Raw genomic sequence first — 20411 nt, 5'->3', positions numbered from 1 at the left:
CCAGCTTCTTCATGCGATACAACCGAATCAGGCTCCACAGCTACAACAACTACCTGTCGCCAATAGCCATGGAGCAAAAAGCGGCATAAATACCGTAATCGGTGTCCGGGATTACTTGACCAGTTCAAGCTCGCTCCCACAGGTTTTGTGAACGACACAGAGCTACCGTGGGAGCGAGCTTGCTCCGGGCGGCGATCCGACGATGCTTTTAAAGGCTTCATGCACCGCATCAATGCACTGCGAACCGCAATTGCACATGCACCACAAGCCAAACCCCATCGGCACAGCTCGAAAAAAAACGCACAAACAAAAGCAAAGGCCCCGGAATACGGGGCTTTTCACATCACCAGCGGTCTTTTTGTGACAAACCATTTAAAACTGGCACGCCCCCTGCAATAGCTAGATCACTACCCAGTTTAGGGGACCTTGGTACAGGCAGGCCGGGGATTCCCCATTTTATACGGGCTCAGCGAGCCCACTGTTTTGGGGGCCTTGATACAGGCAGGTCAAGGTTTCCCTTCTTTACACCCAGGGCCACGCGCTCAGCGCGAGCCCTCCCGTTTTGGGGACCTTGGTACAGGCAGGCCGGGGATTCCCTCTTTTATTGCTCCTGGAGACGGATCTCCAACCGCCAGCGGTCATCGACTTCGCTGCCGGTCCACTCCCCTCGCAACGGACGCGCCGCCACCAGCGTCAGCAACAACCCCTTGTCACTCAAGCGCACCCGCCAGTTCACGTCCTTGCCGTTGACTTTCAACTGGCCCTTCTGCGGCCGGCCTTCTGCCTGGAGCAGCAGCGCCACCGAGCCGTCGACGATTTCCCCATGGAGCTTGGGTTCATTGTTGAACCAGGCCACCAGCGCCCCGTCTGTCACTTCGACCTGTTGCAACGCGCTCGGGTCGGGCGTGGTCAGGCGCCCGATCATCAGCCCCACCATCATGCCGACGATCGCCAACGACCCCATCACCCGAGGCAATAGCTTCGAACGTCGGTCGGTTTGCGGCGTAGAATGCCGCTCATCTTTATCTGCGGAGCCGTGCATGTTTCACGTCATCCTTTTTCAACCGGAAATACCGCCCAATACCGGCAACGTCATCAGGCTGTGCGCCAACAGCGGCTGCCACCTGCATTTGATCGAACCGCTGGGCTTCGACATGGACGACAAGCGCTTGCGCCGGGCCGGCCTCGACTATCACGAGTATGCCACCTTGCAGCGTCACGCCGACCTCGCCAGTTGCCTGGAGAGCCTCGGGCATCCGCGCCTGTTCGCCTTTACCACCAAGGGTTCGCGGCCGTTCCATGACGCCAGCTTCGTCGCTGGTGATGCGTTCCTGTTCGGCCCGGAAAGCCGTGGCCTGCCGGCTGACGTGCTGGACGCCCTGCCCGCCGAGCAGCGCCTGCGCCTGCCAATGCGCGAAGGCTGCCGCAGCCTGAACCTGTCCAACACCGTGGCGGTGGCGGTTTATGAGGCGTGGCGGCAGAACGGCTTCGCCTGAGCCCTGGCTGCCAGCCAGAAACACCTGTGGGAGCGAGCTTGCTCGCGATAGCATTGGGTCAGTCAGCTTTGATGTCGACTGATACACCGCCATCGCGAGCAAGCTCGCTCCCACAGGTTTTGTATTCAGGCGTTGGAGCGCCGTTTACTGAACGGTCGCGCCGCCTTCCTGTTGCATGCGCTGCAGTTCTTGCGCGTACAGGGCATCGAAGTTCACCGGAGCCAGCATCAGGGCCGGGAACGAACCGCGGGTCACCAGGCTGTCCAGGGTTTCGCGGGCGTAAGGGAACAGGATGTTCGGGCAGAACGCGCCCAGGGTGTGGCTCATCGAAGCGGCGTCCAGGTTCTTGATCAGGAAGATACCGGCCTGTTGCACTTCGGCGATGAACGCCACTTCGTCACCGTTCTTCACGGTCACCGACAGGGTCAGCACCACTTCGTGGAAGTCATCTTCCAGGGCTTTCTGACGGGTGTTCAGGTCCAGGCCTACGCTCGGCTCCCACTGCTGGCGAAAGATCGCCGGGCTTTTCGGGGCTTCAAAAGACAGGTCGCGAACGTAAATGCGCTGCAAGGAGAATTGCGGTGCGGCTTCTTCTTCAGTGGCAGCTGTGTTCTGTTGGTCAGTCATCGCAGATCCTTCTTACTTTCAGGTTCTATTAATTGGGAATTCAGGCCTTGAGCAGCGCGTCGAGCTTGCCGGCGCGCTCCAGGGCGAACAGGTCATCGCAACCGCCCACGTGGGTGTCGCCGATCCAGATCTGCGGCACGGAGGTGCGCCGGGCCTTCTGGGTCATTTCGGCGCGCAGTTGCGGCTTGCCGTCGACCTTGATCTCTTCGAAAGCCACGCCTTTGTTCTGGAGCAGGTGCTTGGCTCGGGAGCAATAAGGGCAGTAATCGCTGGAATAGACAACTACGTGGGGCATGTCACTTCACCAGGGGCAGATTGTCGGCTTTCCAGCTCGCAACGCCACCGGACAGTTTGGCGGCGGTGAAGCCGGACTTCATCAGTTCGCGGGCAAGGGTACCGGCCTGCTGGCCCTGGGCGTCCACCAGAATCAGCGTCTTGGCCTTGTGTTTTTCCAGTTCGGCCGCACGAGCGATCAGTTTGTCCTGAGGAATGTTCAGCGCGCCGACAATGTGACCGGCGGCGTAGTCCTTGCTCGGGCGGATATCGACCACGACGCCGGCGTCCTTGTTGACCAGCGCGGTCAGCTCGCCGGTGCTCAGGCTGCGTCCGCCGCCCTGCATCGTGTGGGCAACCAGCAACGCCAGCAGTACGACGAAGATACCGACGAGAATGTAGTGGTTAGTGGCAAATTCAATCAGGTGAGCAACCATCGAAGGAGGTTCCAGGGCGTTAAAATGTCGGCCAGTATACACAGCACGCAAGGCCGGCCAAACCCCGCCCGGCGGTGACGCCGTCGGAACTTACCTTTAAACTGCCCGTCCCTTTTCCATCGTCTTCTTTTAACCCGCCACGAGTGGATTCCATGACTACCACGCCTAAACCTTTGGTCCTGATGATTCTCGACGGCTTCGGTCACAGTGACAGCCACGAATCCAACGCCGTGTATTCGGCCAACAAGCCGGTGCTGGACCGTTTGTGGGCCACCGTACCCAACGGCCTGATCTCCGGCAGCGGCATGGATGTCGGCCTGCCGGACGGGCAGATGGGCAACTCCGAAGTCGGCCACATGAACCTCGGCGCAGGCCGTGTGGTGTACCAGGACTTCACCCGCGTGACCAAATCGATCCGCGACGGCGAATTTTTCGAAAACCCGACCATCTGCGCCGCCGTGGATAAAGCCGTGGCCGCCGGCAAGGCCGTACACTTCATGGGCCTGTTGTCCGACGGCGGCGTGCACAGCCACCAGGACCACCTGGTCGCCATGGCCGAACTCGCTGCCAAGCGCGGTGCTGAAAATATTTATCTGCACGCCTTTCTCGATGGCCGCGATACGCCACCGAAGAGCGCCGAGTCGTCGATCAAAGTATTGGACGACGCGTTCAAGGCGCTGGGCAAAGGCCGGATCGCCAGCCTGATCGGTCGCTACTTCGCCATGGACCGGGATAACCGCTGGGACCGAGTCGCCCAGGCTTACAACCTGATCGTCGATGGCAATGCCGAGTTTCACGCCGCCACCGCGCAAGAAGGCCTGCAAGCCGCCTACGAGCGCGGCGAAAGCGACGAATTCGTCAAGGCCACCACCCTCGGCGCGCCGGTTAAAGTCGAAGACGGCGATGCCGTGGTGTTCATGAACTTCCGCGCCGACCGCGCCCGCGAACTGACCCGCGTATTTGTCGAAGACGATTTCAAGGAATTCGAACGCGCCCGCCAGCCGAAACTGGCCGGTTTCGTGATGCTGACTCAATACGCCGCCAGCATTCCCGCGCCATCGGCCTTCGCCGCCGGCAGCCTGGAAAATGTGCTCGGCGACTACCTGGCGAAAAACGGCAAGACCCAGCTGCGCATCGCCGAGACCGAAAAGTACGCCCACGTGACGTTCTTTTTCTCCGGTGGCCGTGAAGAACCTTTCCCGGGTGAGGAACGCATCCTGATCCCGTCGCCAAAAGTCGCCACCTACGACCTGCAACCGGAAATGAGCGCGCCGGAAGTGACCGACCGCATCGTCGATGCCATCGAGAACCAGCGCTACGACGTCATCGTTGTCAACTATGCCAACGGCGACATGGTGGGCCATAGCGGCGTGTTCGAGGCGGCAGTCAAGGCCGTGGAATGCCTGGACACCTGCGTGGGTCGCATCGTCGAGGCTTTGGAAAAAGTCGGCGGGGAAGCGTTGATCACGGCCGACCACGGCAACGTCGAGCAGATGTCCGACGAATCCACCGGCCAGGCCCACACCGCCCACACCACCGAGCCGGTGCCGTTCATCTATGTCGGCAAGCGTGACTTCAAGGTTCGCGACGGCGGCGTGCTGGCTGACGTAGCGCCGACCATGCTGATGTTGCTGGGCATGGAGAAGCCGGCGGAGATGACCGGGACTTCGATCCTGGTCTGACCAGGCGTCGCAGCATTGAGCAGGGCTTTTGTGGCGAGGGAGCTTGCTCCCGCTCGATGGCGCAGCCATCGCAGATGCTTCTGGCTTGATCTATTGTCGAGGGGCTGCTTCGCAGCCCAGCGGGAGCAAGCTCCCTCGCCACAGCAAGCTCGCTCCCACATTGGTTTTTGGTGTTTTTTCGGCCAGTTATCACACAGCCCCAAATGGGCGTTTTTTTTGCAGCGTGGGGCGGGCATACTAGGCCGTCCCTTTCCCTGGTGTCGCCCGCCTCTATGCTTCGCGTCCTGATAGCCCTCGCTCTGACCTGCCTGCTCCAACCGGCCTTTGCCGACGAGCGCGCGCAAACCCAACAGCAGTTGGAAGCCACGCGCCAGGACATTGCCGAGCTGAAAAAGCTGCTGGGCAAGTTGCAGGAAGAAAAATCCAGCGTGCAGAAAGACCTGCGCGGCACCGAAACCGAGATGGGCAAGCTGGAGAAGCAGGTCGACGCCCTGCAAAAAGAGCTGAAGAAAAGCGAATCCGAGCTGCAGCGGCTCGATGGAGAGAAAAAAAAACTCCAGGGCGCGCGCACTGAGCAGCAAAAGCTGATCGCCATCCAGGCCCGGGCCGCCTACCAGAACGGCCGCCAGGAATACCTCAAGCTGCTGCTCAACCAACAGAACCCCGAGAAATTCGCCCGCACCCTCACTTATTACGACTACCTGAGCCAGGCCCGCCTGGAGCAACTCAAGAATTTCAACGAAACCCTGCGCCAACTGGCCAATGTCGAAAAAGACATCGAGCTGCAGCAAGCCCAGTTGCTGGTGCAGAAAAGCAGCCTCGACACCCAGCGTGAAGAACTCGAGAAGGTTCGCAAGGAGCGCCAGGTGGCCCTGGCCAAGCTCAATGACGACGTGAAGGCCCGCGACAGCAAGCTCAAGGCTCGCGAGCAGGACCAGGCCGAATTGGCCAATGTGTTGAAAACCATCGAGGAAACCCTGGCCCGCCAGGCTCGAGAGGCAGAAGAAGCGCGTCAGAAAGCGCTGATCGCCCAGCAGGAAGCCGAAAAAAAGCGCTTACGTGAAGCCCAGGCCGACGCAGACGCCGGCGACGCCCCGCGCAAACCGGCAAAAACCAGCCCCGGCGCGCTGGTTTCCAGTGATGGCGAAACCTTCGGCGGTGCTTTTGCTTCAGCCCGAGGCAAACTTCCATGGCCGGTCAATGGTCGATTGCTTGCGCGCTTCGGTGAAACCCGCGGCGACGACACCCGCACCAAGTGGGACGGGGTCATGATCAGCGCTTCCGCCGGCAGCCAGGTGCACGCCGTGCACGGCGGTCGCGTGGTATTCGCCGACTGGTTGCGTGGCGCCGGCCTGTTGGTGATCCTCGATCACGGCAACGGTTACTTGAGCCTGTACGGCCACAACCAGACGCTGCTCAAGGCGGCGGGCGATGTGGTCAAGGCCGGTGAGTCCATCTCCACGGTCGGCAACAGTGGCGGGCAGGATACGCCAGCGCTGTATTTCGCTATTCGTCAGCAGGGTCGCCCCAGCGACCCGGCCCAATGGTGTCGTGCGCAAGGATAGCGCGCCCATCCTATTAAGGAGTTCGTTCGACATGCTGCATTTGTCCCGCCTCACCTCGCTGGCCCTGACGATCGCCCTCGTGATCGGTGCGCCCCTGGCTTTTGCCGCCGAACCGGCCCCATCGGCACCCGCCGCCACCGCCGCGACCACCAAGGCCCCGCTGCCGCTGGACGAACTGCGCACCTTTGCCGAGGTCATGGACCGGATCAAGGCCGCCTATGTCGAGCCCGTGGATGACAAGATGCTGCTGGAGAACGCCATCAAAGGCATGCTCAGCAATCTTGACCCGCACTCGGCCTACCTGGGGCCGGAAGATTTTGCCGAATTGCAGGAAAGCACCAGCGGCGAGTTCGGCGGCCTGGGCATCGAAGTCGGCAGCGAAGACGGTTTCGTCAAGGTCGTCTCGCCGATCGACGACACGCCTGCCTCGAAGGCTGGCATCCAGGCCGGTGACTTCATCGTCAAGATCAACGGCCAACCGACACGCGGCCAGAGCATGACCGAAGCCGTGGACAAGATGCGCGGCAAGATCGGCCAGAAGATCACCCTGACGCTGGTACGCGACGGCGGTACGCCGTTCGATGTGACCCTCACCCGGGCGGTCATCCAGGTCAAGAGCGTGAAGAGCCAGTTGCTGGAATCGGGCTACGGCTATATCCGCATCACCCAATTCCAGGTCAAGACCGGCGAAGAAGTCGCCAAGTCCCTGGCCAAGCTGCGCAAGGACAACGGCAAGAAACTCAACGGCCTGGTCCTGGACCTGCGCAACAACCCCGGCGGCGTGCTGCAATCGGCCGTGGAAGTGGTGGACCACTTCATCACCAAGGGCCTGATCGTCTACACCAAGGGGCGCATCGCCAATTCCGAACTGCGTTTCTCGGCCACTGGCAACGATTTGAGCGAAGCCGTGCCACTGGTAGTGCTGATCAACGGCGGCAGTGCCTCGGCCTCGGAAATCGTCGCCGGCGCCCTGCAGGACCAGAAACGCGGCGTGGTCATGGGCACCACCAGCTTCGGCAAGGGCTCGGTGCAGACCGTGTTGCCACTGAACAACGAGCGCGCCCTGAAGATCACCACCGCGCTGTACTTCACGCCTAACGGCCGCTCCATCCAGGCCCAGGGCATCGTCCCGGACATCGAAGTGCGCAAGGCCAAGATCACTAGCGAGGCGGATAGCGAATACTTCAAGGAAGCCGACCTGCAGGGTCACTTGGGCAATGGCAACGGCGGCGCCGACAAACCGACCGGCTCCGGCGCCAAGGCCAAGCCAATGCCGCAGGACGACGACTATCAATTGGCCCAGGCCTTGAGCTTGCTCAAGGGGTTGAATATCACGTCCGGCCGCTGAGATGGTCCTGCGGTTTACCTTCGTCCTGCTGTGCCTGCTGGCGGGGGCCGTTAACGCGGCCCCCGCCACACCTTCTTCGCCGCACAAGGCGTACCTGAGCCTGATCATCGACGACCTGGGGCAAAACCTGCCTCGGGATCGCCGGGTATTGGCCCTCCCCGGTCCGGTCACCGCCGCGATCATGCCCGACACGCCCCATGCCGCTGAATTCGCCCGCGAAGCCCATCGCGCCGGCAAGCTGGTCATGCTCCACATGCCCATGGACCCGGCCACCGGGCCATTCGCCTGGCATCCGGAACTGCCCATCGAAGAACTGGGCAAACGCCTGGACGCCGCGTTCGCCGCCGTGCCCTATACCAGCGGGATCAACAACCACATGGGCAGCCGCATGACCGCCCAACCCCAGGCCATGGCCTGGCTGATGGCGAATTTGCAGCAGCGTCACAAGTTTTTCGTCGACAGCCGCACCAGCGCCCAGACCGTCGCCGCCGCCGAAGCGCAGAAGATCGGCCTCGCCAGTGTGTCGCGGGATGTGTTCCTGGATGACGAGCGCACCGAAGCGGCCATAGCCGGCCAGCTCCAGATCGCCATTGACCTGGCCCGCCGGCAAGGCTCGGCCGTGATGATCGGCCACCCCTACCCGCAGACCCTGGCAGTGCTCGAACGCGAACTGCCCAAGCTCAAGGCCCAGGGCATCGAATGGATCGACATCAAGTCGATGATCAGCCTGCGCAGCAACCGGGCGATGGTTGGGCATGGGAAAGATGGGGTTTATCGGTAGCAGCCCATCGCGAGCAAGCTCGCTCCCACAGGGGGTCTGTGGCAGGCACCGCATCTGTGAACAACCGGTTGACCTTGTGGGAGCGAGCTTGCTCGCGATGGGGCCAGCACATCCAACATCTCTACAAGCTGATCCACCGCTTTCGCGAGCAAGCTCGCTCCCACAGGGGATCTGCTGCGAACACAAATATTGTGTCCAGTGCAAAACCATTGTGGGAGCGAGCTTGCTCCGGGCGGCGATCCGACGAAGGCGGTCGCACGGCGAGTAAAACCCTTAGAGATACCGCGCCATGATCGCGTCCACTTCACCTTCCTTGCGCAGCTCATCCAAGGCCTTTTGCAACCGGGCAACCACGTCGTCAGGCACTTCCTTGTTCAACGCCAAGTACAACTCGGCACTGTTGAAGCGCAGCACGGTCTTGAGGTCGTCCACCCCTTCCTGTCGCGCCAGGTACCGCCCGGCCGGGTCACCGGTGGCCCATAGGTCGATCTGGCCATTGACCAGCTTTCGGGCATTGTCCTGATCGCGCAGCACGACCATCGGCTTCAGCCCTTGCTTGGCCAACGTCTCGGCGATCGCGTCGCCCTTGTAGGCACCGATCTTGTATTGGCGCGCCTGCTCCAGCGAGTCGAGGGCGATCTTGCTATCGGCCTTGGCAAGCAAGATCCAGTCGTCCGGACCGATGGGGCCGACCCATTTGAACAGTTTTTCACGCTCCGGCAACCGCGCCATGACAAACACACCGTAGCCCGGATTTTCCAGGGCGAGTTTGTAGATGCGCTCCCAAGGGAACCGCAGCGTCAGGCTGTAAGAGATATCGGCGCGCTTGAATATTTCGCGCACGATGTCCACGGCGATGCCATGGATGTTTTCGTCCTGGGCGAAATTCTTGCCGTTGATGGCCATGTTGTATGGCGGGAAATTTTCCGTCAGCAATACCACGCCGACGTCGCGATGTTCTTGCGCCTGCGCCCCATTGATAAACAACAGCACGGTGCCGGCAAGGACGAAAACCAAACGTCTGAACATGTCTGACTACCGAAGATCCATGGCGAACCAAGAGTGCCTCAGGGCCGCAATCGTGTCTACGGTCTTCACCTGCACAACCTTTCAGGCTAGAGATCCCAGCCTTCAAGGGTGAGGTAATTAGTTACCGCCAACCCACAGTCGCGCTCTGGTTAATTGAAGTTCACCGGCCTTACCGGTTCATTCAATCATCAGAGGAAGCGTTTTTATGAAATTGATCTCTTTTCCGTTAATCGCCGCGCTGTGCATGTCGGTTTTGCATGGCAGTGCCCACAGCAAGGACTATGGCGATGGCTTGGAAAATTTTGCAGGATCCAGGGTCCTGGAAAATGCGGATGGCAGATATGACCACTGGCGGGGTATCGGCCGGCTGTATACCGACAGTTATTGCACCGCGACCCTGCTCGACACCTTGGATTCCACTGTCGTCGGACCAACCCCCGCCTATGTGGTCACCACGGGTTTCTGCACGAGGCAAATCGATCAAAGCAACATGACAGACACTCCCATAAGCGGCCACATGTACTTCAGTTACTTCGCCGACACCTTGTTATTCCAGACCTATCCGGTAAAAAAAGTGGCCTGGCGAAGTATGCACGGTAGCAATATTTCCATTATTGAATTGGACGTCAGCCTTCAGGAACTCATCAAGGCCGGTATAACACCTTTGAAACTGGCCCAGGGTCACCCGAGTGATGGAACCGATGTGTTGACTGTCGGTGCCTCGCTGGGTTTTGCGAAGACCACGTTGCGCATGGCCGCGTGCACATTGCAATCCGCCGAGGAGGTCGTCAGAGGCCAGTTTGTATGGCGAAACAACGTGATGAATCATTGCAAGGATCTGGCGGGAGGCAGCGAAGGAAGCCCAATCCTTGATCGTTACTCCAACGAGATTGTCGGTGTGCTGAATACCAGTACCCCACCTGACGGCTTCGCTCCGTGCGAATGGCATACGCCTTGTATGCGCACCGACAGTGGCTATGAATCAAGCCCTGACAACCACTATGGAACTGCGACGGCTTTTCTCAACGGATGCTTCGTGCAAGGCCATCTGGTCAAGGACGAGACGCCATCTTGCGCACTCTACCCGTCATTTTCCGTGGACCTGGAAGCCAATAGCCCGGCGAGGTATCAGCGGCTGGTAAAACAACCTGACGGAACGACAGCAATCCCGACTTGGAACTACCGCTTCAATATCAGCACGGCCTTCTATCGCCACAAGACAGTTCGTGCCGCAAAGCACTGCGAAAGCGGCCACAACTATAGCGACCCAATCAGCTCGGTCGACGCGTTTATAGACACTGCTATCGGCACTCAGCCAGGCTTCTATTTCCTATGCATTATTGGTGTTGACTCCTCGGGGCCGGCAGAGCCACTCACTACCCTTTCGCTGCCGGTAGAAATCCTGGACGGCGCTCCGACAGCCCAACCGAACTTATCAATGTACGCAGGCATCGGAGTGGCACTGGAACAGTCCGAGGCTCAATACCATACCTACACCGTCAAGTTCGGCCCGCTGGAAACGACGGATTGCACTGAAGCGAAAGACTACGAACCCTATAACCAGAAAGGCTACTTGTTGATAAACGAACAACTGCCGCAGAGGTTCTGCAGCATCGCTTACGACAAAATGGGTCAGGCATCCAAGCCCAGGGAAGACCTGCTGAGTTCTACCACAAGCCGGCAAGACACCAGCCCGACACCCTGACAGGGCACCGAGCTGTTTTCGATGAAGGTGCCTACCGAATGCAGATACCGCGATGAGCCATGTAGGCCTTGGCTTCCGGCACGGTGTATTCACCGAAGTGGAAAATACTCGCCGCCAATACCGCACTGGCGTGACCTTCAAGAATGCCGTCGGCCAGGTGCTGCAGGTTGCCAACACCGCCGGAAGCGATGACTGGAATGCCCAGGGCATCGCTGATGGCACGGGTGACACCGAGGTCGAAGCCGTTTTTCATACCGTCCTGGTCCATGCTGGTCAGCAGGATTTCACCCGCCCCGAGGCCTTCCATCTTCTTCGCCCACTCGACGGCGTCCAGGCCCGTGGGTTTGCGCCCGCCATGGGTGAAGATTTCCCAGCGCGGGGTTTCGCCCGGGCCGGAGACCTTCTTCGCGTCGATGGCGACGACGATACACTGCGAGCCGAAGTGCTGGGCCGCTTCGCCGACAAATTCCGGATTGAACACCGCGGCAGTGTTGATGGACACCTTGTCCGCCCCGGCATTGAGCAGGTTGCGGATGTCCTGCACGGTGCGCACGCCACCGCCCACGGTCAGCGGGATGAACACCTGGCTGGCCATGCGCTCGACGGTATGCAGCGTGGTGTCGCGGCCATCGACGCTGGCCGTGATGTCGAGGAAGGTAATCTCGTCCGCACCCTGCTCATCGTAGCGACGGGCGATTTCCACCGGGTCGCCGGCATCACGGATGTTCTCGAACTTGACGCCCTTGACCACCCGGCCGTTGTCCACGTCCAGGCAAGGGATGATGCGTTTGGCCAGCGCCATGGTCAGTCCTCAGCCTTTGTACGAATCGCAGAAAGCTTGTGCTTCAGCGACGTCGAGGGTGCCTTCATAGATCGCACGGCCGGTGATTGCGCCGATGATGCCCGGCGCCTTGGCGTCGAGCAGCGACTTGATGTCACCCAGGTTATGGATACCGCCGGAAGCGATCACCGGGATCTTGGTGGCAGCGGCCAGCGCCGCAGTGAACGGCACGTTGCAGCCCTGCATCATGCCGTCTTTGGCGATGTCGGTATAAACGATCGAGGACACGCCGTCGGCTTCGAACTGCTTGGCCAGATCGATGACTTGTACGGTGCTGATTTCAGCCCAGCCATCGGTGGCGACGAAACCGTCCTTGGCATCCAGGCCAACGATGATTTTGCCAGGGAACGCGCGACAGGCTTCGGCGACGAAAGCCGGGTCTTTCACGGCCTTGGTGCCGATGATCACGTAGCTCACGCCAGCCTTGACGTAGTGCTCGATGGTTTCCAGCGAGCGAATGCCGCCGCCGATCTGGATCGGCAGGTTCGGATAGCGCTTGGCGATGGCCGTGACCACTTCGCCATTGACCGGCTGCCCTTCGAAGGCGCCGTTGAGGTCGACCAGATGCAGGCGACGGCAGCCGCCTTCCACCCACTTGGCGGCCATGCTCACCGGGTCATCGGAAAACACCGTGGAGTCTTCCATGCGGCCCTGGCGCAGACGTACGCAAGCGCCGTCCTTGAGATCGATAGCGGGGATAATCAGCATCTGGCAAACCCTTAAATACGAGTATTCAGCTTGGCTCGGGAATCAGTTTTTCTCGAGCGCCCACAAGTCGCTTTCAATGCTTTCGAACCTTTCTTTAAGGTGCGCCTGCACATCGAAAATCGCCCTGTTGTAATAGTGCGGAGCAATTTCGCGGGTAAACAGGTCAAGAATTTCCGCCGCCTCGAACGAGCCCAGGTCCAGCTCGAAACGTTCCTCCATGAACCGCTGGATCTTGCGGTTCGCTTCACTCTCCTGCTCGGGCGTGAGGGTGAGGATCGGCGGTTTCTTGCGGGCCATTACCAGCGCCCATCCCACGCCGCGAAGTTCTGCAACAGTTGCAGGCCATGGGTATGGCTCTTCTCCGGGTGGAATTGCACGGCGAAGCGCGAACCGTCGGCCAGGGCCGCGGCGAAATCGACGCCATAGTGACCGCTGCCCACCACCTGCCGCGCATTACCGGCGGCGATGTAGTAGCTGTGCACGAAGTAGAAACGCGCCAGGTCCGGAATGTTGTGCCACAGCGGGTGATCCACCGCCTGCTTCACTTCGTTCCAGCCCATGTGCGGGACTTTCAAGTGCTCGCCGTCTTCATGCAGGCCCTTGCCAAAGAACTTCACCTGGCCTGGAAACAGCGAAATGCAATCGACACCGTCGTTCTCTTCACTGCGATCGAGCAAGGCCTGCATGCCCACGCAAATACCGAGGAACGGACGGTCCTGGCTGACTTCGTGCACCAGCTTGTCGAAGCCCAGGCGACGAATCTCGGCCATGCAATCACGAATCGCACCGACGCCGGGGAACACCACCCGGTCAGCTTCGCGAATCACGTCGGCATCGCTGGTGATCAGTACCTTGCCGGCGCCCACGTGCTCGAGGGCCTTGGCCACCGAGTGCAGGTTGCCCATGCCGTAGTCGATAACCGCGACCGTCTGCATTACAGGACGCCCTTGGTGGAAGGCATCTGGCCGGCCATGCGGTCATCGAGTTCCACAGCCATGCGCAGCGCGCGGCCGAACGCCTTGAACACGGTTTCGATCTGGTGGTGGGTGTTGTGCCCGCGCAGGTTGTCGATGTGCAGGGTCACGTTGGCGTGGTTGACGAAGCCCTGGAAGAATTCCTGGAACAGGTCAACGTCGAAGCCGCCGACGGTGGCACGGGTATAGGGCACATGCATTTGCAGGCCAGGGCGGCCGGAGAAGTCGATGACCACGCGCGACAGCGCTTCATCGAGCGGCACGTAGGCATGGCCGTAGCGACGGATGCCTTTCTTGTCGCCGATGGCCTTGGTAAAGGCCTGGCCCAAGGTGATACCGACGTCTTCCACCGTGTGGTGGTCGTCGATATGCAGGTCGCCCTTGCTGACGATGTCCAGGTCGATCAGCCCGTGACGGGCGATCTGGTCCAGCATGTGCTCAAGAAAAGGCACACCAATATCAAACCGGGCCTTACCGGTGCCATCCAGGTTGATCGAGGCTTTGATCTGGGTTTCCAGAGTGTCGCGCTCGACAGACGCCTTACGTTCGGCCATCACCAGCTCCGCAAAATCATTGGGCGAAAAAGGCAGCCATTATAGGGGCGCGAGCGGCAAACAGAAACAAAAGAGGTGACATCACTGACGGGCTGAAGCCCGGGCTGTCGGTGCTAGACATGTGCGTACAAGTCTGTGCCATCACCCAAAACGACTGTGGGAGCGAGCTTGCTCGCGATAGCGGTGGGTCAGCAGACAATGATGTCGACTGACACGCCCCCATCGCGAGCAAGCTCGCTCCCACAAGGTTGGCCCGTCTCCAATGGATTCGGGCCTATCCATATTGTCGCTTAGCGGAACAACACCGCCGTCTTCTGCAGGGTCACCCACACACCCCACGCCAACGGAATGCCCACCACCAGCCAGGCGGCGATCGCCAGGGGCTTGGTGCCCGGTGCGGCTTTCCATTCCAGCGAAGTGGTGCTGTCGGCGCCCTTGTCATGGCCCAGCGCCTGTTCGGCGGCCAGTTCGGCGTCGGTCATGAAGTACTTGTCGGCGACCGGGCGGACCAGCAGGTTGCACAGGAAGCCCAGCACCAGCAGGCCGGCAAGGATGTACAAGGTGATGTCATAGGCCGCGGCACGTTCAACGCCGATGCTCAGCTGATATTCACGCAGGTAGTTCACCAGTACCGGACCCAGCACGCCTGCGGCAGCCCAGGCAGTCAGGAGACGACCGTGGATGGCGCCAACCATTTGCGTACCGAACAGGTCCGCCAGGTAGGCTGGCACGGTGGCGAAACCGCCGCCGTACATCGACAGGATGATGCAGAACGCCGCCACGAACAGCGCGACGCTGCCCAGGTGACCGAGGTTCGGGATCAGCGCGTACAGGGCAAAGCCCAGGGCGAAAAACACGAAATAGGTGTTTTTACGACCCAGGTAATCCGAGAACGAGGCCCAGAAGAACCGACCGCCGATGTTGAACAGGCTCAACAGACCGGTGAAGCCGGCCGCGATAGCCGCGATCTGGCCCAGTTGCACTGCGTCCAACTGACCGAACGGCAGGTCATTGCCCAGCAGCTTGCCGCCGAACACTTCCTGCAACAATGGCGAAGCCATGCCGAGGATGCCGATACCGGCGGATACGTTCAGGCACAGCACCAGCCATACCAGACGGAACTGCGGGGTTTTCCAGGCGACATTCACGTGAACGTGGCGATGGGTGATCATCGCGTTCGCGGCTTTCTTCGGTGCCGGGGTCCAGCCTTCAGGCTTCCAGCCAGTCGGCGGCACGCGGTACGACAAGGCGCCACCGATCATGAACACGAAGTAGATCGCGGCCATGACCAGGAAGCTCTGCCAGACGCCCACGCCCGTCGGCGAAGCGAAATGATTCATCAGCGCCGCAGCCAGCGGAGCACCGACCATCGCACCACCGCCGAAGCCCATGATCGCCATGCCGGTCGCCATGCCGCGCTTGTCCGGGAACCACTTGATCAGTGTCGACACTGGCGAGATGTAGCCCAGGCCCAGGCCGATACCGCCGATCACCCCGGAACCGACCCACATCAGCCAGATCTGATGGGTATAGATACCCAGCGCGGAAATCAGCAGGCCACCGCACCAGCACAAGGCCGATACAACGCCGGCCTTGCGTGGCCCGGCGTGTTCCAGCCAGCCGCCCCAGATCGCTGCCGAGCAGCCCAGGAAGATGAAGAACAGGGTGTAGATCCAGCCGAGCATCGAGATCGGCCAGTCACATTGGGACGAAAAGACTTGCGAGATGAAGCTCATATCCGGCGCACAGGCCACAGGCTTGGTAATCCCCAAGGCTTTGGACAGTGGCAACCAGAACACCGAGAAGCCATAGGCCATGCCTATGCACAGGTGAATGGCCAGTGCGGCCGGTGGAACCAGCCACCGGTTGAAACCCGGCTTGGCGATGATGCGTTCCTTCGAGAGGAACGCTGGCTGGTCGGCGACGCCGCCCGCCGTGATGCTCGTGCTCATTGTGTATCCCCCAGTTATTGGAATGGTTCGTCAGCCACGCATCACCCTCAGCCTTCATTGCACGCAGGCATGGCTGTATTTTCTGGTGAAGCTCCATAGTGTGCGACATCACGTCGCAGAAGGACGGACGAACGGGCAAAGGTTACCATTTGCTCGTGGCAGAAAAACCAAAGTGATATCACCTTTTTCGTGCCATCTGTCTTATCGCACGCTTGCCCGCTTTCTGTAGGGGACTAACGATTTATTTTTTCCGGGGCTGAAACCAGCCCCGTCCCCATGGGTCTTTGTTCGGCAGGCCTGCCGGAAGAACGATCACTCAACGCGCCACAACTCGGGGCGTTATACTCGCGGCTAAATTTTGAACTCAACCTACAAGGATTCGCCCATGAAAGCGTTCGGCAAAATCCTGGGTCTGGTACTTCTCGGGTTGTTGCTGATCATTGTGGCCCTGGGCTTTGCCCTGACCCACCTGTTCGATCCCAACGACTACAAAGAAGAGATCCGCCAGATAGCCCGCGACAAGGCCCACATCGAGTTGACCCTCAATGGCGATATCGGCTGGAGCCTGTTTCCATGGCTGGGCCTGGAATTGCACGACGCCAGCGTCGCGACCTTGGCCAATCCAACCCAACCTTTCGCCGACCTGCAGATGCTCGGTCTTTCCGTCCGGGTCATCCCGCTGCTGCGCCGGGAAGTGCAGATGAGCGATGTGCGCGTCGAAGGCCTGAACCTGCGGCTCAACCGTGACAAGAACGGTCACGGAAACTGGGAAGACATCGGTAAAGCGCCGGCCTCCGCGACGACGGCGAACACCCCGGCACCGACACCGGCCGAACAGCCAGCCCCACCTGCTAGCACCCCGGCAGAAAAACCTGCCCAGCCGACTCGCCTGGACATCGACAGCCTGACCGTGAATAACGCCCGGGTCGAATACACCGACGAGCAGACCGGCAAGCTGTTCACCGCCGAAAGCATCCAGCTGAGCACCGGCCCGGTCCACGACTCCACCAATATTCCGGTGACGCTGACTGCATTCCTGTCCAGCAACCAGCCGGCCGTGCGCGTACGCACCGAAGTGACCGGCGAACTGCGCTTCGAGCGCGCCTTGCAGCGCTACAAGTTCGAAGACCTGAAACTGTCCGGCGAGGCCACCGGCGACCCGTTGCAGGGCAAGACCCTGAACTTCGCCGCCCAAGGGCAACTGTTCCTGGACAAGGCGGCCAACGTCGCCGAATGGACCGGTATCAAGCTGTCGCTCAACCAACTGCGCGCCCTCGGTGAGCTGAAGGTCAACGACCTCGACAAGAGCCCGCAATTGAATGGTGGAATATCGATCGCCCAGTTCGACCTGGCGAAGTTCGTCGACAGCGTCGGCCAGACACTCCCGGCCATGGCCGAAGGCAGCCTGAGCAAGGTCGAATTGGCCAGCCGCATTGCCGGCACGCCAAGCAGCGTCGAATTCAACGACATCAACCTGAAGGTCGACGACAGCCACTTCACCGGCCGTATCGCCGTGGCAGACTTTGCCAAGCAGGCCCTGCGCGTGCAGCTCAAGGCCGACACCTTCAACGTCGACCGCTACCTGCCGCCAAAATCCGCCGAAGCCGACAGTTCCAAGGCGGCCCGTGAGGCTGAAGTCAGCAACACCGAAGCCAGCGCCATGGCCGGTGCCGGCAGCACACCGTTGCCGAGCGCTCCGACCCAGGGTGCCTGGAGTAACGATCGGCTGTTTCCGGTGGAGCGCCTGGGCAAGCTGGACCTCGATGCCGACCTGACCTTCGGGCAACTGACCCTCGATAAACTGCCGATCCAGAACGCCGCGCTCAAGGCCACCGGCCTGGGCGGCCTGCTGACCCTGGAGAACCTGCGGGGCGATCTGTACAGCGGCAACTTCGAAACCAAGGGCACCCTGGATGTGCGCCAGCCTACGCCACAGTTGAGCCTGCAAACCCGCATCAACCGGGTCCCCGCCGAGAAGATCATCGAAAGCCAGGGCAAGAATCCGCCGGTCAAAGGCCTGGTCACGCTCAACAGCGCGATCACCGCCACCGGCAATAGCCAGAAGGCCCTGATCGACAGCCTCAACGGCAACGCCGGGTTCGTCATCAACGATGGCATGCTGCTCAATGCCAATCTCGAACAGCAATTGTGCAAAGGCATCGCTACCCTCAATCGCAAGTCCCTCAGTGGCGAGCCCCGGGGCAAGGACACGCCGTTCCAGCAACTCAACGGCAATCTCACCTTCAACAATGGCGTTGCCCACAACCCGGACCTGAAAGTCCGTATTCCCGGCATGACCGTCAACGGCAACGGCGATATCGACCTGCGAGTGCTGGGCATGGACTACCGCGTCGGCGTCATCGTCGAAGGCGACAAGAGCGACATGCCCGACCCGGCCTGCCAGGTCAACGAGCGCTACGTCGATGTCGAATGGCCGTTGCGCTGCCGCGGTCCCCTGGAACTGGGCGCGAAGGCCTGCCGCCTGGACAACGACGGGCTGGGCAAGGTCGCGGCGAAGCTGGCCGGCGATCGGCTCGGCGATAAGATCGATGAGAAGCTCGGCGACAAGGTCAGCCCCGAACTGAAAGATGCGCTCAAGGGGCTGTTCAAGCGATGAGAGCCGAGCAGTTTTCCACCGCGGTACTGGATTGGTTCGACCGCCACGGGCGTCACGATTTGCCCTGGCAACAAGCCATCTCGCCCTATCGGGTGTGGGTCTCGGAAATCATGTTGCAACAGACCCAGGTCAGTACCGTGCTCAATTACTTTGACCGGTTCATGGCCTCGCTGCCCACCGTTCAAGCCTTGGCCGCCGCGCCGGAGGACGAAGTGCTGCACCTGTGGACCGGGCTGGGTTACTACACCCGTGCGCGCAACTTGCAGAAGACCGCGAAAATCGTCGTCGAGCAGTACGGCGGCGAATTCCCCCGGGACGTGGAAAAACTCACCGAGCTGCCGGGCATCGGCCTGTCCACCGCCGGCGCCATCGCCAGCATCAGCATGGGCCTGCGGGCGCCGATCCTCGATGGCAACGTCAAGCGGGTGCTGGCGCGTTTCACCGCCCAAGAGGGCTATCCGGGCGAACCCAAAGTGGCGAAACAGCTCTGGGCCACCGCCGAGCGTTTCACGCCACAGGACCGCGTCAACGCCTACACCCAGGCGATGATGGACCTGGGCGCCACGCTCTGCACCCGCAGCAAGCCCAGTTGCCTGCTCTGCCCGCTGAAGCAAGGCTGCGAGGCCCATATGCTGGGCCTGGAAACCCGCTATCCGATCCCCAAGCCGCGCAAGGAGGTGCCGAAAAAGCGCACCTTGATGCCCATGCTGGCCAACCACGAGGGCGCGATCCTGCTTTACCGTCGCCCTTCCACCGGGCTGTGGGGCGGGCTGTGGAGCCTGCCGGAACTCGACGACCTCGACGACCTGCAGCACCTGGCCCTGCAACACTCGCTGGAATTGGGCAGCCAACACGAAATGCCGGGCCTGGTGCACACCTTCAGCCACTTCCAGCTGGCGATCGAACCCTGGCTGGTCCGGGTCCGGGAAACCGGCCATCACGTGGCCGAGGCCGACTGGCTCTGGTATAACCTCGCCACCCCGCCGCGCCTGGGCCTTGCCGCCCCGGTCAAAACCTTGCTCGAACGCGCGGCCGCCGTAATGAACGCAGGAGAGTTGCAATGACCCGCACCATCATGTGCCGCAAGTACAAAGAACAACTGGAAGGCCTGGAACGTGCTCCATTCCCGGGCGCCAAGGGCCAGGACATCTACGACAACGTCTCGGCCAAGGCCTGGGGCGACTGGCAGAAACACCAGACCCTGCTGATCAACGAAAAGCGCCTGAACATGATGAACGCCGAAGATCGCAAATACCTTCAGGGCGAGATGGACAAGTTCTTTTCCGGCGAAGATTACGCCAAGGCCGAAGGCTACGTACCGCCGTCCGAATAAGCTGTTCAGCGCGGGGGCGGATCGTAAGCGACGGTAATAATTAAATATTTTTTGAAAACTTGCTTGACGCCCCCCTGAAAAACCCGTTTAATGCGCCCCGTTGCCCAGATAGCTCAGTCGGTAGAGCAGGGGATTGAAAATCCCCGTGTCGGCGGTTCGATTCCGTCTCTGGGCACCAAATACCGAAAACCCCGATCAAGCAATTGATCGGGGTTTTTTATTGCCCGCGTTTCCTTGTGCCACCCGCCAGTCTTTTTTGGGCAGCCCTGATGGACCAGCCAGCATAAGTGTTGCTGCTCGTTTCTGTCTTTGATCGCCGCATCGTGAGCGATTAACCTCTTCCCTCACGCCGATCCTGATGGGCTCTACCATTCCGGAATCGAGTTTGCGTCAAACGCAGTGAAAATTTGCGTCACACGCAGAATCTGCGTAATACTGCCCCCAACAACTAACCCTCGTGACCGGTGTGGCCTGACCATCTGGTTGGAG

The 20411-nt window shown here is 60.6% G+C and carries 20 protein-coding genes and 1 tRNA gene; 10 read left to right on the top strand and 11 right to left on the bottom strand.

Features of this window, described 5'->3' with window-relative positions; genetic code table 11:
- Window positions 1–601 precede the first annotated feature (601 nt).
- Window positions 602–1042: a hypothetical protein gene (locus ACIPQ1_RS22080; protein ID WP_250961892.1), complete on the bottom strand. Its 441-nt coding sequence runs from the start codon at window positions 1040–1042 to the stop codon at window positions 602–604.
- On the opposite strand from ACIPQ1_RS22080, the gene trmL reads away from it, so the two are divergent.
- The gene (trmL, locus tag ACIPQ1_RS22075) at window positions 1041–1496 is read left to right on the top strand and encodes a tRNA (uridine(34)/cytosine(34)/5-carboxymethylaminomethyluridine(34)-2'-O)-methyltransferase TrmL (RefSeq protein WP_053117534.1); all 456 of its coding nucleotides are present in this window, start codon (window positions 1041–1043) and stop codon (window positions 1494–1496) included. The genes ACIPQ1_RS22080 and trmL overlap by 2 nt on opposite strands.
- 144 nt (window positions 1497–1640) lie before the next feature.
- Here trmL and secB read toward each other — a convergent pair whose 3' ends face one another.
- From secB to ACIPQ1_RS22060, 3 genes are read right to left on the bottom strand one after another with little or no spacing between them, the layout of a single operon-like run.
- Window positions 1641–2123, bottom strand: coding sequence for a protein-export chaperone SecB (gene secB, locus ACIPQ1_RS22070; RefSeq protein ID WP_058546235.1), 483 nt, complete (start codon window positions 2121–2123; stop codon window positions 1641–1643).
- 40 nt (window positions 2124–2163) lie between these two features.
- Window positions 2164–2418: a glutaredoxin 3 gene (gene grxC / locus ACIPQ1_RS22065; RefSeq protein ID WP_186710850.1), complete on the bottom strand. Its 255-nt coding sequence runs from the start codon at window positions 2416–2418 to the stop codon at window positions 2164–2166.
- Window position 2419: 1 nt separating this feature from the next.
- Window positions 2420–2833 (bottom strand): rhodanese-like domain-containing protein, encoded by a 414-nt coding sequence (locus tag ACIPQ1_RS22060; RefSeq protein ID WP_186710851.1) that lies wholly within the window; start codon window positions 2831–2833, stop codon window positions 2420–2422.
- 152 nt (window positions 2834–2985) lie between these two features.
- Here ACIPQ1_RS22060 and gpmI point away from each other — a divergent pair, with 152 nt between their 5' ends.
- The 4 genes from gpmI to ACIPQ1_RS22040 all read left to right on the top strand — a co-directional run bounded on the left by gpmI (window position 2986) and on the right by ACIPQ1_RS22040 (window position 8209).
- Window positions 2986–4515, top strand: a complete 1530-nt coding sequence (gpmI, locus tag ACIPQ1_RS22055) for a 2,3-bisphosphoglycerate-independent phosphoglycerate mutase (protein WP_411386237.1) — start codon at window positions 2986–2988, stop codon at window positions 4513–4515.
- Window positions 4516–4787: 272 nt separating this feature from the next.
- The gene (locus tag ACIPQ1_RS22050; protein ID WP_186710853.1) at window positions 4788–6080 is read left to right on the top strand and encodes a murein hydrolase activator EnvC family protein; all 1293 of its coding nucleotides are present in this window, start codon (window positions 4788–4790) and stop codon (window positions 6078–6080) included.
- Window positions 6081–6111: 31 nt separating this feature from the next.
- Window positions 6112–7428, top strand: a complete 1317-nt coding sequence (locus ACIPQ1_RS22045) for a S41 family peptidase (protein WP_186710854.1) — start codon at window positions 6112–6114, stop codon at window positions 7426–7428.
- A 1-nt stretch (window position 7429) separates the two neighbouring features.
- Window positions 7430–8209: a divergent polysaccharide deacetylase family protein gene (locus ACIPQ1_RS22040; RefSeq protein WP_411386236.1), complete on the top strand. Its 780-nt coding sequence runs from the start codon at window positions 7430–7432 to the stop codon at window positions 8207–8209.
- A 273-nt stretch (window positions 8210–8482) separates the two neighbouring features.
- Here the strand turns inward: ACIPQ1_RS22040 and ACIPQ1_RS22035 are convergent, their stop codons facing one another.
- Window positions 8483–9238: a substrate-binding periplasmic protein gene (locus ACIPQ1_RS22035; RefSeq protein WP_446534773.1), complete on the bottom strand. Its 756-nt coding sequence runs from the start codon at window positions 9236–9238 to the stop codon at window positions 8483–8485.
- 205 nt (window positions 9239–9443) lie between these two features.
- Between ACIPQ1_RS22035 and ACIPQ1_RS22030 the strand changes: the two genes are divergently transcribed.
- Window positions 9444–10943, top strand: a complete 1500-nt coding sequence (locus ACIPQ1_RS22030; protein WP_446534772.1) for a trypsin-like serine peptidase — start codon at window positions 9444–9446, stop codon at window positions 10941–10943.
- A gap of 31 nt (window positions 10944–10974) precedes the next feature.
- On the opposite strand, the gene hisF is transcribed toward ACIPQ1_RS22030, so the two are convergent.
- The 6 genes from hisF to ACIPQ1_RS22000 form a co-directional block, all read right to left on the bottom strand.
- Entirely contained in the window at window positions 10975–11745 is a 771-nt protein-coding gene (gene hisF / locus ACIPQ1_RS22025; protein ID WP_003196830.1) for an imidazole glycerol phosphate synthase subunit HisF, read from the bottom strand.
- A 9-nt stretch (window positions 11746–11754) separates the two neighbouring features.
- On the bottom strand, window positions 11755–12492 hold the full coding sequence (hisA, locus tag ACIPQ1_RS22020; protein ID WP_014336098.1) for a 1-(5-phosphoribosyl)-5-[(5-phosphoribosylamino)methylideneamino]imidazole-4-carboxamide isomerase: 738 nt from the start codon (window positions 12490–12492) through the stop codon (window positions 11755–11757).
- Between the two features lie 42 nt (window positions 12493–12534).
- Entirely contained in the window at window positions 12535–12789 is a 255-nt protein-coding gene (locus ACIPQ1_RS22015; RefSeq protein ID WP_030141479.1) for a DUF2164 domain-containing protein, read from the bottom strand.
- Window positions 12789–13427, bottom strand: a complete 639-nt coding sequence (hisH, locus tag ACIPQ1_RS22010; protein ID WP_092173371.1) for an imidazole glycerol phosphate synthase subunit HisH — start codon at window positions 13425–13427, stop codon at window positions 12789–12791. The genes ACIPQ1_RS22015 and hisH overlap by 1 nt, the downstream gene beginning before the upstream one ends.
- Window positions 13427–14020 carry an imidazoleglycerol-phosphate dehydratase HisB gene (gene hisB, locus ACIPQ1_RS22005; RefSeq protein WP_003186751.1) on the bottom strand — a complete coding sequence of 198 codons (594 nt, stop codon included), beginning with the start codon at window positions 14018–14020 and terminating at the stop codon, window positions 13427–13429. Before hisB ends, hisH begins: the two co-directional genes overlap by 1 nt.
- 290 nt (window positions 14021–14310) lie before the next feature.
- Window positions 14311–15972 carry an OFA family MFS transporter gene (locus ACIPQ1_RS22000; protein ID WP_186707250.1) on the bottom strand — a complete coding sequence of 554 codons (1662 nt, stop codon included), beginning with the start codon at window positions 15970–15972 and terminating at the stop codon, window positions 14311–14313.
- Between the two features lie 385 nt (window positions 15973–16357).
- Between ACIPQ1_RS22000 and ACIPQ1_RS21995 the strand changes: the two genes are divergently transcribed.
- The 4 genes from ACIPQ1_RS21995 (at window position 16358) to ACIPQ1_RS21980 (ending at window position 20100) form a co-directional block, all read left to right on the top strand.
- Window positions 16358–18589: an AsmA family protein gene (locus ACIPQ1_RS21995; RefSeq protein WP_446534771.1), complete on the top strand. Its 2232-nt coding sequence runs from the start codon at window positions 16358–16360 to the stop codon at window positions 18587–18589.
- On the top strand, window positions 18586–19653 hold the full coding sequence (gene mutY, locus ACIPQ1_RS21990; protein WP_053117495.1) for an A/G-specific adenine glycosylase: 1068 nt from the start codon (window positions 18586–18588) through the stop codon (window positions 19651–19653). Before ACIPQ1_RS21995 ends, mutY begins: the two co-directional genes overlap by 4 nt.
- Entirely contained in the window at window positions 19650–19922 is a 273-nt protein-coding gene (locus ACIPQ1_RS21985) for an oxidative damage protection protein (protein WP_207963103.1), read from the top strand. Before mutY ends, ACIPQ1_RS21985 begins: the two co-directional genes overlap by 4 nt.
- A 102-nt stretch (window positions 19923–20024) precedes the next feature.
- Window positions 20025–20100: transfer RNA gene (locus ACIPQ1_RS21980), tRNA-Phe, on the top strand.
- Window positions 20101–20411: the final 311 nt, after the last annotated feature.

The organism is Pseudomonas sp. LARHCG127 (genome assembly GCF_052871455.1).
This window is presented reverse-complemented; position numbering and strand designations above follow the sequence as displayed.

Coding starts and splice junctions, on each gene's coding strand:
- trmL (WP_053117534.1), top strand. CDS start 1,041: ATGTTTCACGTCATCCTTTTTCAACCGGAAATACCGCCCAATACCGGC.
- ACIPQ1_RS22080 (WP_250961892.1), bottom strand. CDS start 1,042: ATGCACGGCTCCGCAGATAAAGATGAGCGGCATTCTACGCCGCAAACC.
- secB (WP_058546235.1), bottom strand. CDS start 2,123: ATGACTGACCAACAGAACACAGCTGCCACTGAAGAAGAAGCCGCACCG.
- grxC (WP_186710850.1), bottom strand. CDS start 2,418: ATGCCCCACGTAGTTGTCTATTCCAGCGATTACTGCCCTTATTGCTCC.
- ACIPQ1_RS22060 (WP_186710851.1), bottom strand. CDS start 2,833: ATGGTTGCTCACCTGATTGAATTTGCCACTAACCACTACATTCTCGTC.
- gpmI (WP_411386237.1), top strand. CDS start 2,986: ATGACTACCACGCCTAAACCTTTGGTCCTGATGATTCTCGACGGCTTC.
- ACIPQ1_RS22050 (WP_186710853.1), top strand. CDS start 4,788: ATGCTTCGCGTCCTGATAGCCCTCGCTCTGACCTGCCTGCTCCAACCG.
- ACIPQ1_RS22045 (WP_186710854.1), top strand. CDS start 6,112: ATGCTGCATTTGTCCCGCCTCACCTCGCTGGCCCTGACGATCGCCCTC.
- ACIPQ1_RS22040 (WP_411386236.1), top strand. CDS start 7,430: ATGGTCCTGCGGTTTACCTTCGTCCTGCTGTGCCTGCTGGCGGGGGCC.
- ACIPQ1_RS22035 (WP_446534773.1), bottom strand. CDS start 9,238: ATGTTCAGACGTTTGGTTTTCGTCCTTGCCGGCACCGTGCTGTTGTTT.
- ACIPQ1_RS22030 (WP_446534772.1), top strand. CDS start 9,444: ATGAAATTGATCTCTTTTCCGTTAATCGCCGCGCTGTGCATGTCGGTT.
- hisF (WP_003196830.1), bottom strand. CDS start 11,745: ATGGCGCTGGCCAAACGCATCATCCCTTGCCTGGACGTGGACAACGGC.
- hisA (WP_014336098.1), bottom strand. CDS start 12,492: ATGCTGATTATCCCCGCTATCGATCTCAAGGACGGCGCTTGCGTACGT.
- ACIPQ1_RS22015 (WP_030141479.1), bottom strand. CDS start 12,789: ATGGCCCGCAAGAAACCGCCGATCCTCACCCTCACGCCCGAGCAGGAG.
- hisH (WP_092173371.1), bottom strand. CDS start 13,427: ATGCAGACGGTCGCGGTTATCGACTACGGCATGGGCAACCTGCACTCG.
- hisB (WP_003186751.1), bottom strand. CDS start 14,020: ATGGCCGAACGTAAGGCGTCTGTCGAGCGCGACACTCTGGAAACCCAG.
- ACIPQ1_RS22000 (WP_186707250.1), bottom strand. CDS start 15,972: ATGAGCACGAGCATCACGGCGGGCGGCGTCGCCGACCAGCCAGCGTTC.
- ACIPQ1_RS21995 (WP_446534771.1), top strand. CDS start 16,358: ATGAAAGCGTTCGGCAAAATCCTGGGTCTGGTACTTCTCGGGTTGTTG.
- mutY (WP_053117495.1), top strand. CDS start 18,586: ATGAGAGCCGAGCAGTTTTCCACCGCGGTACTGGATTGGTTCGACCGC.
- ACIPQ1_RS21985 (WP_207963103.1), top strand. CDS start 19,650: ATGACCCGCACCATCATGTGCCGCAAGTACAAAGAACAACTGGAAGGC.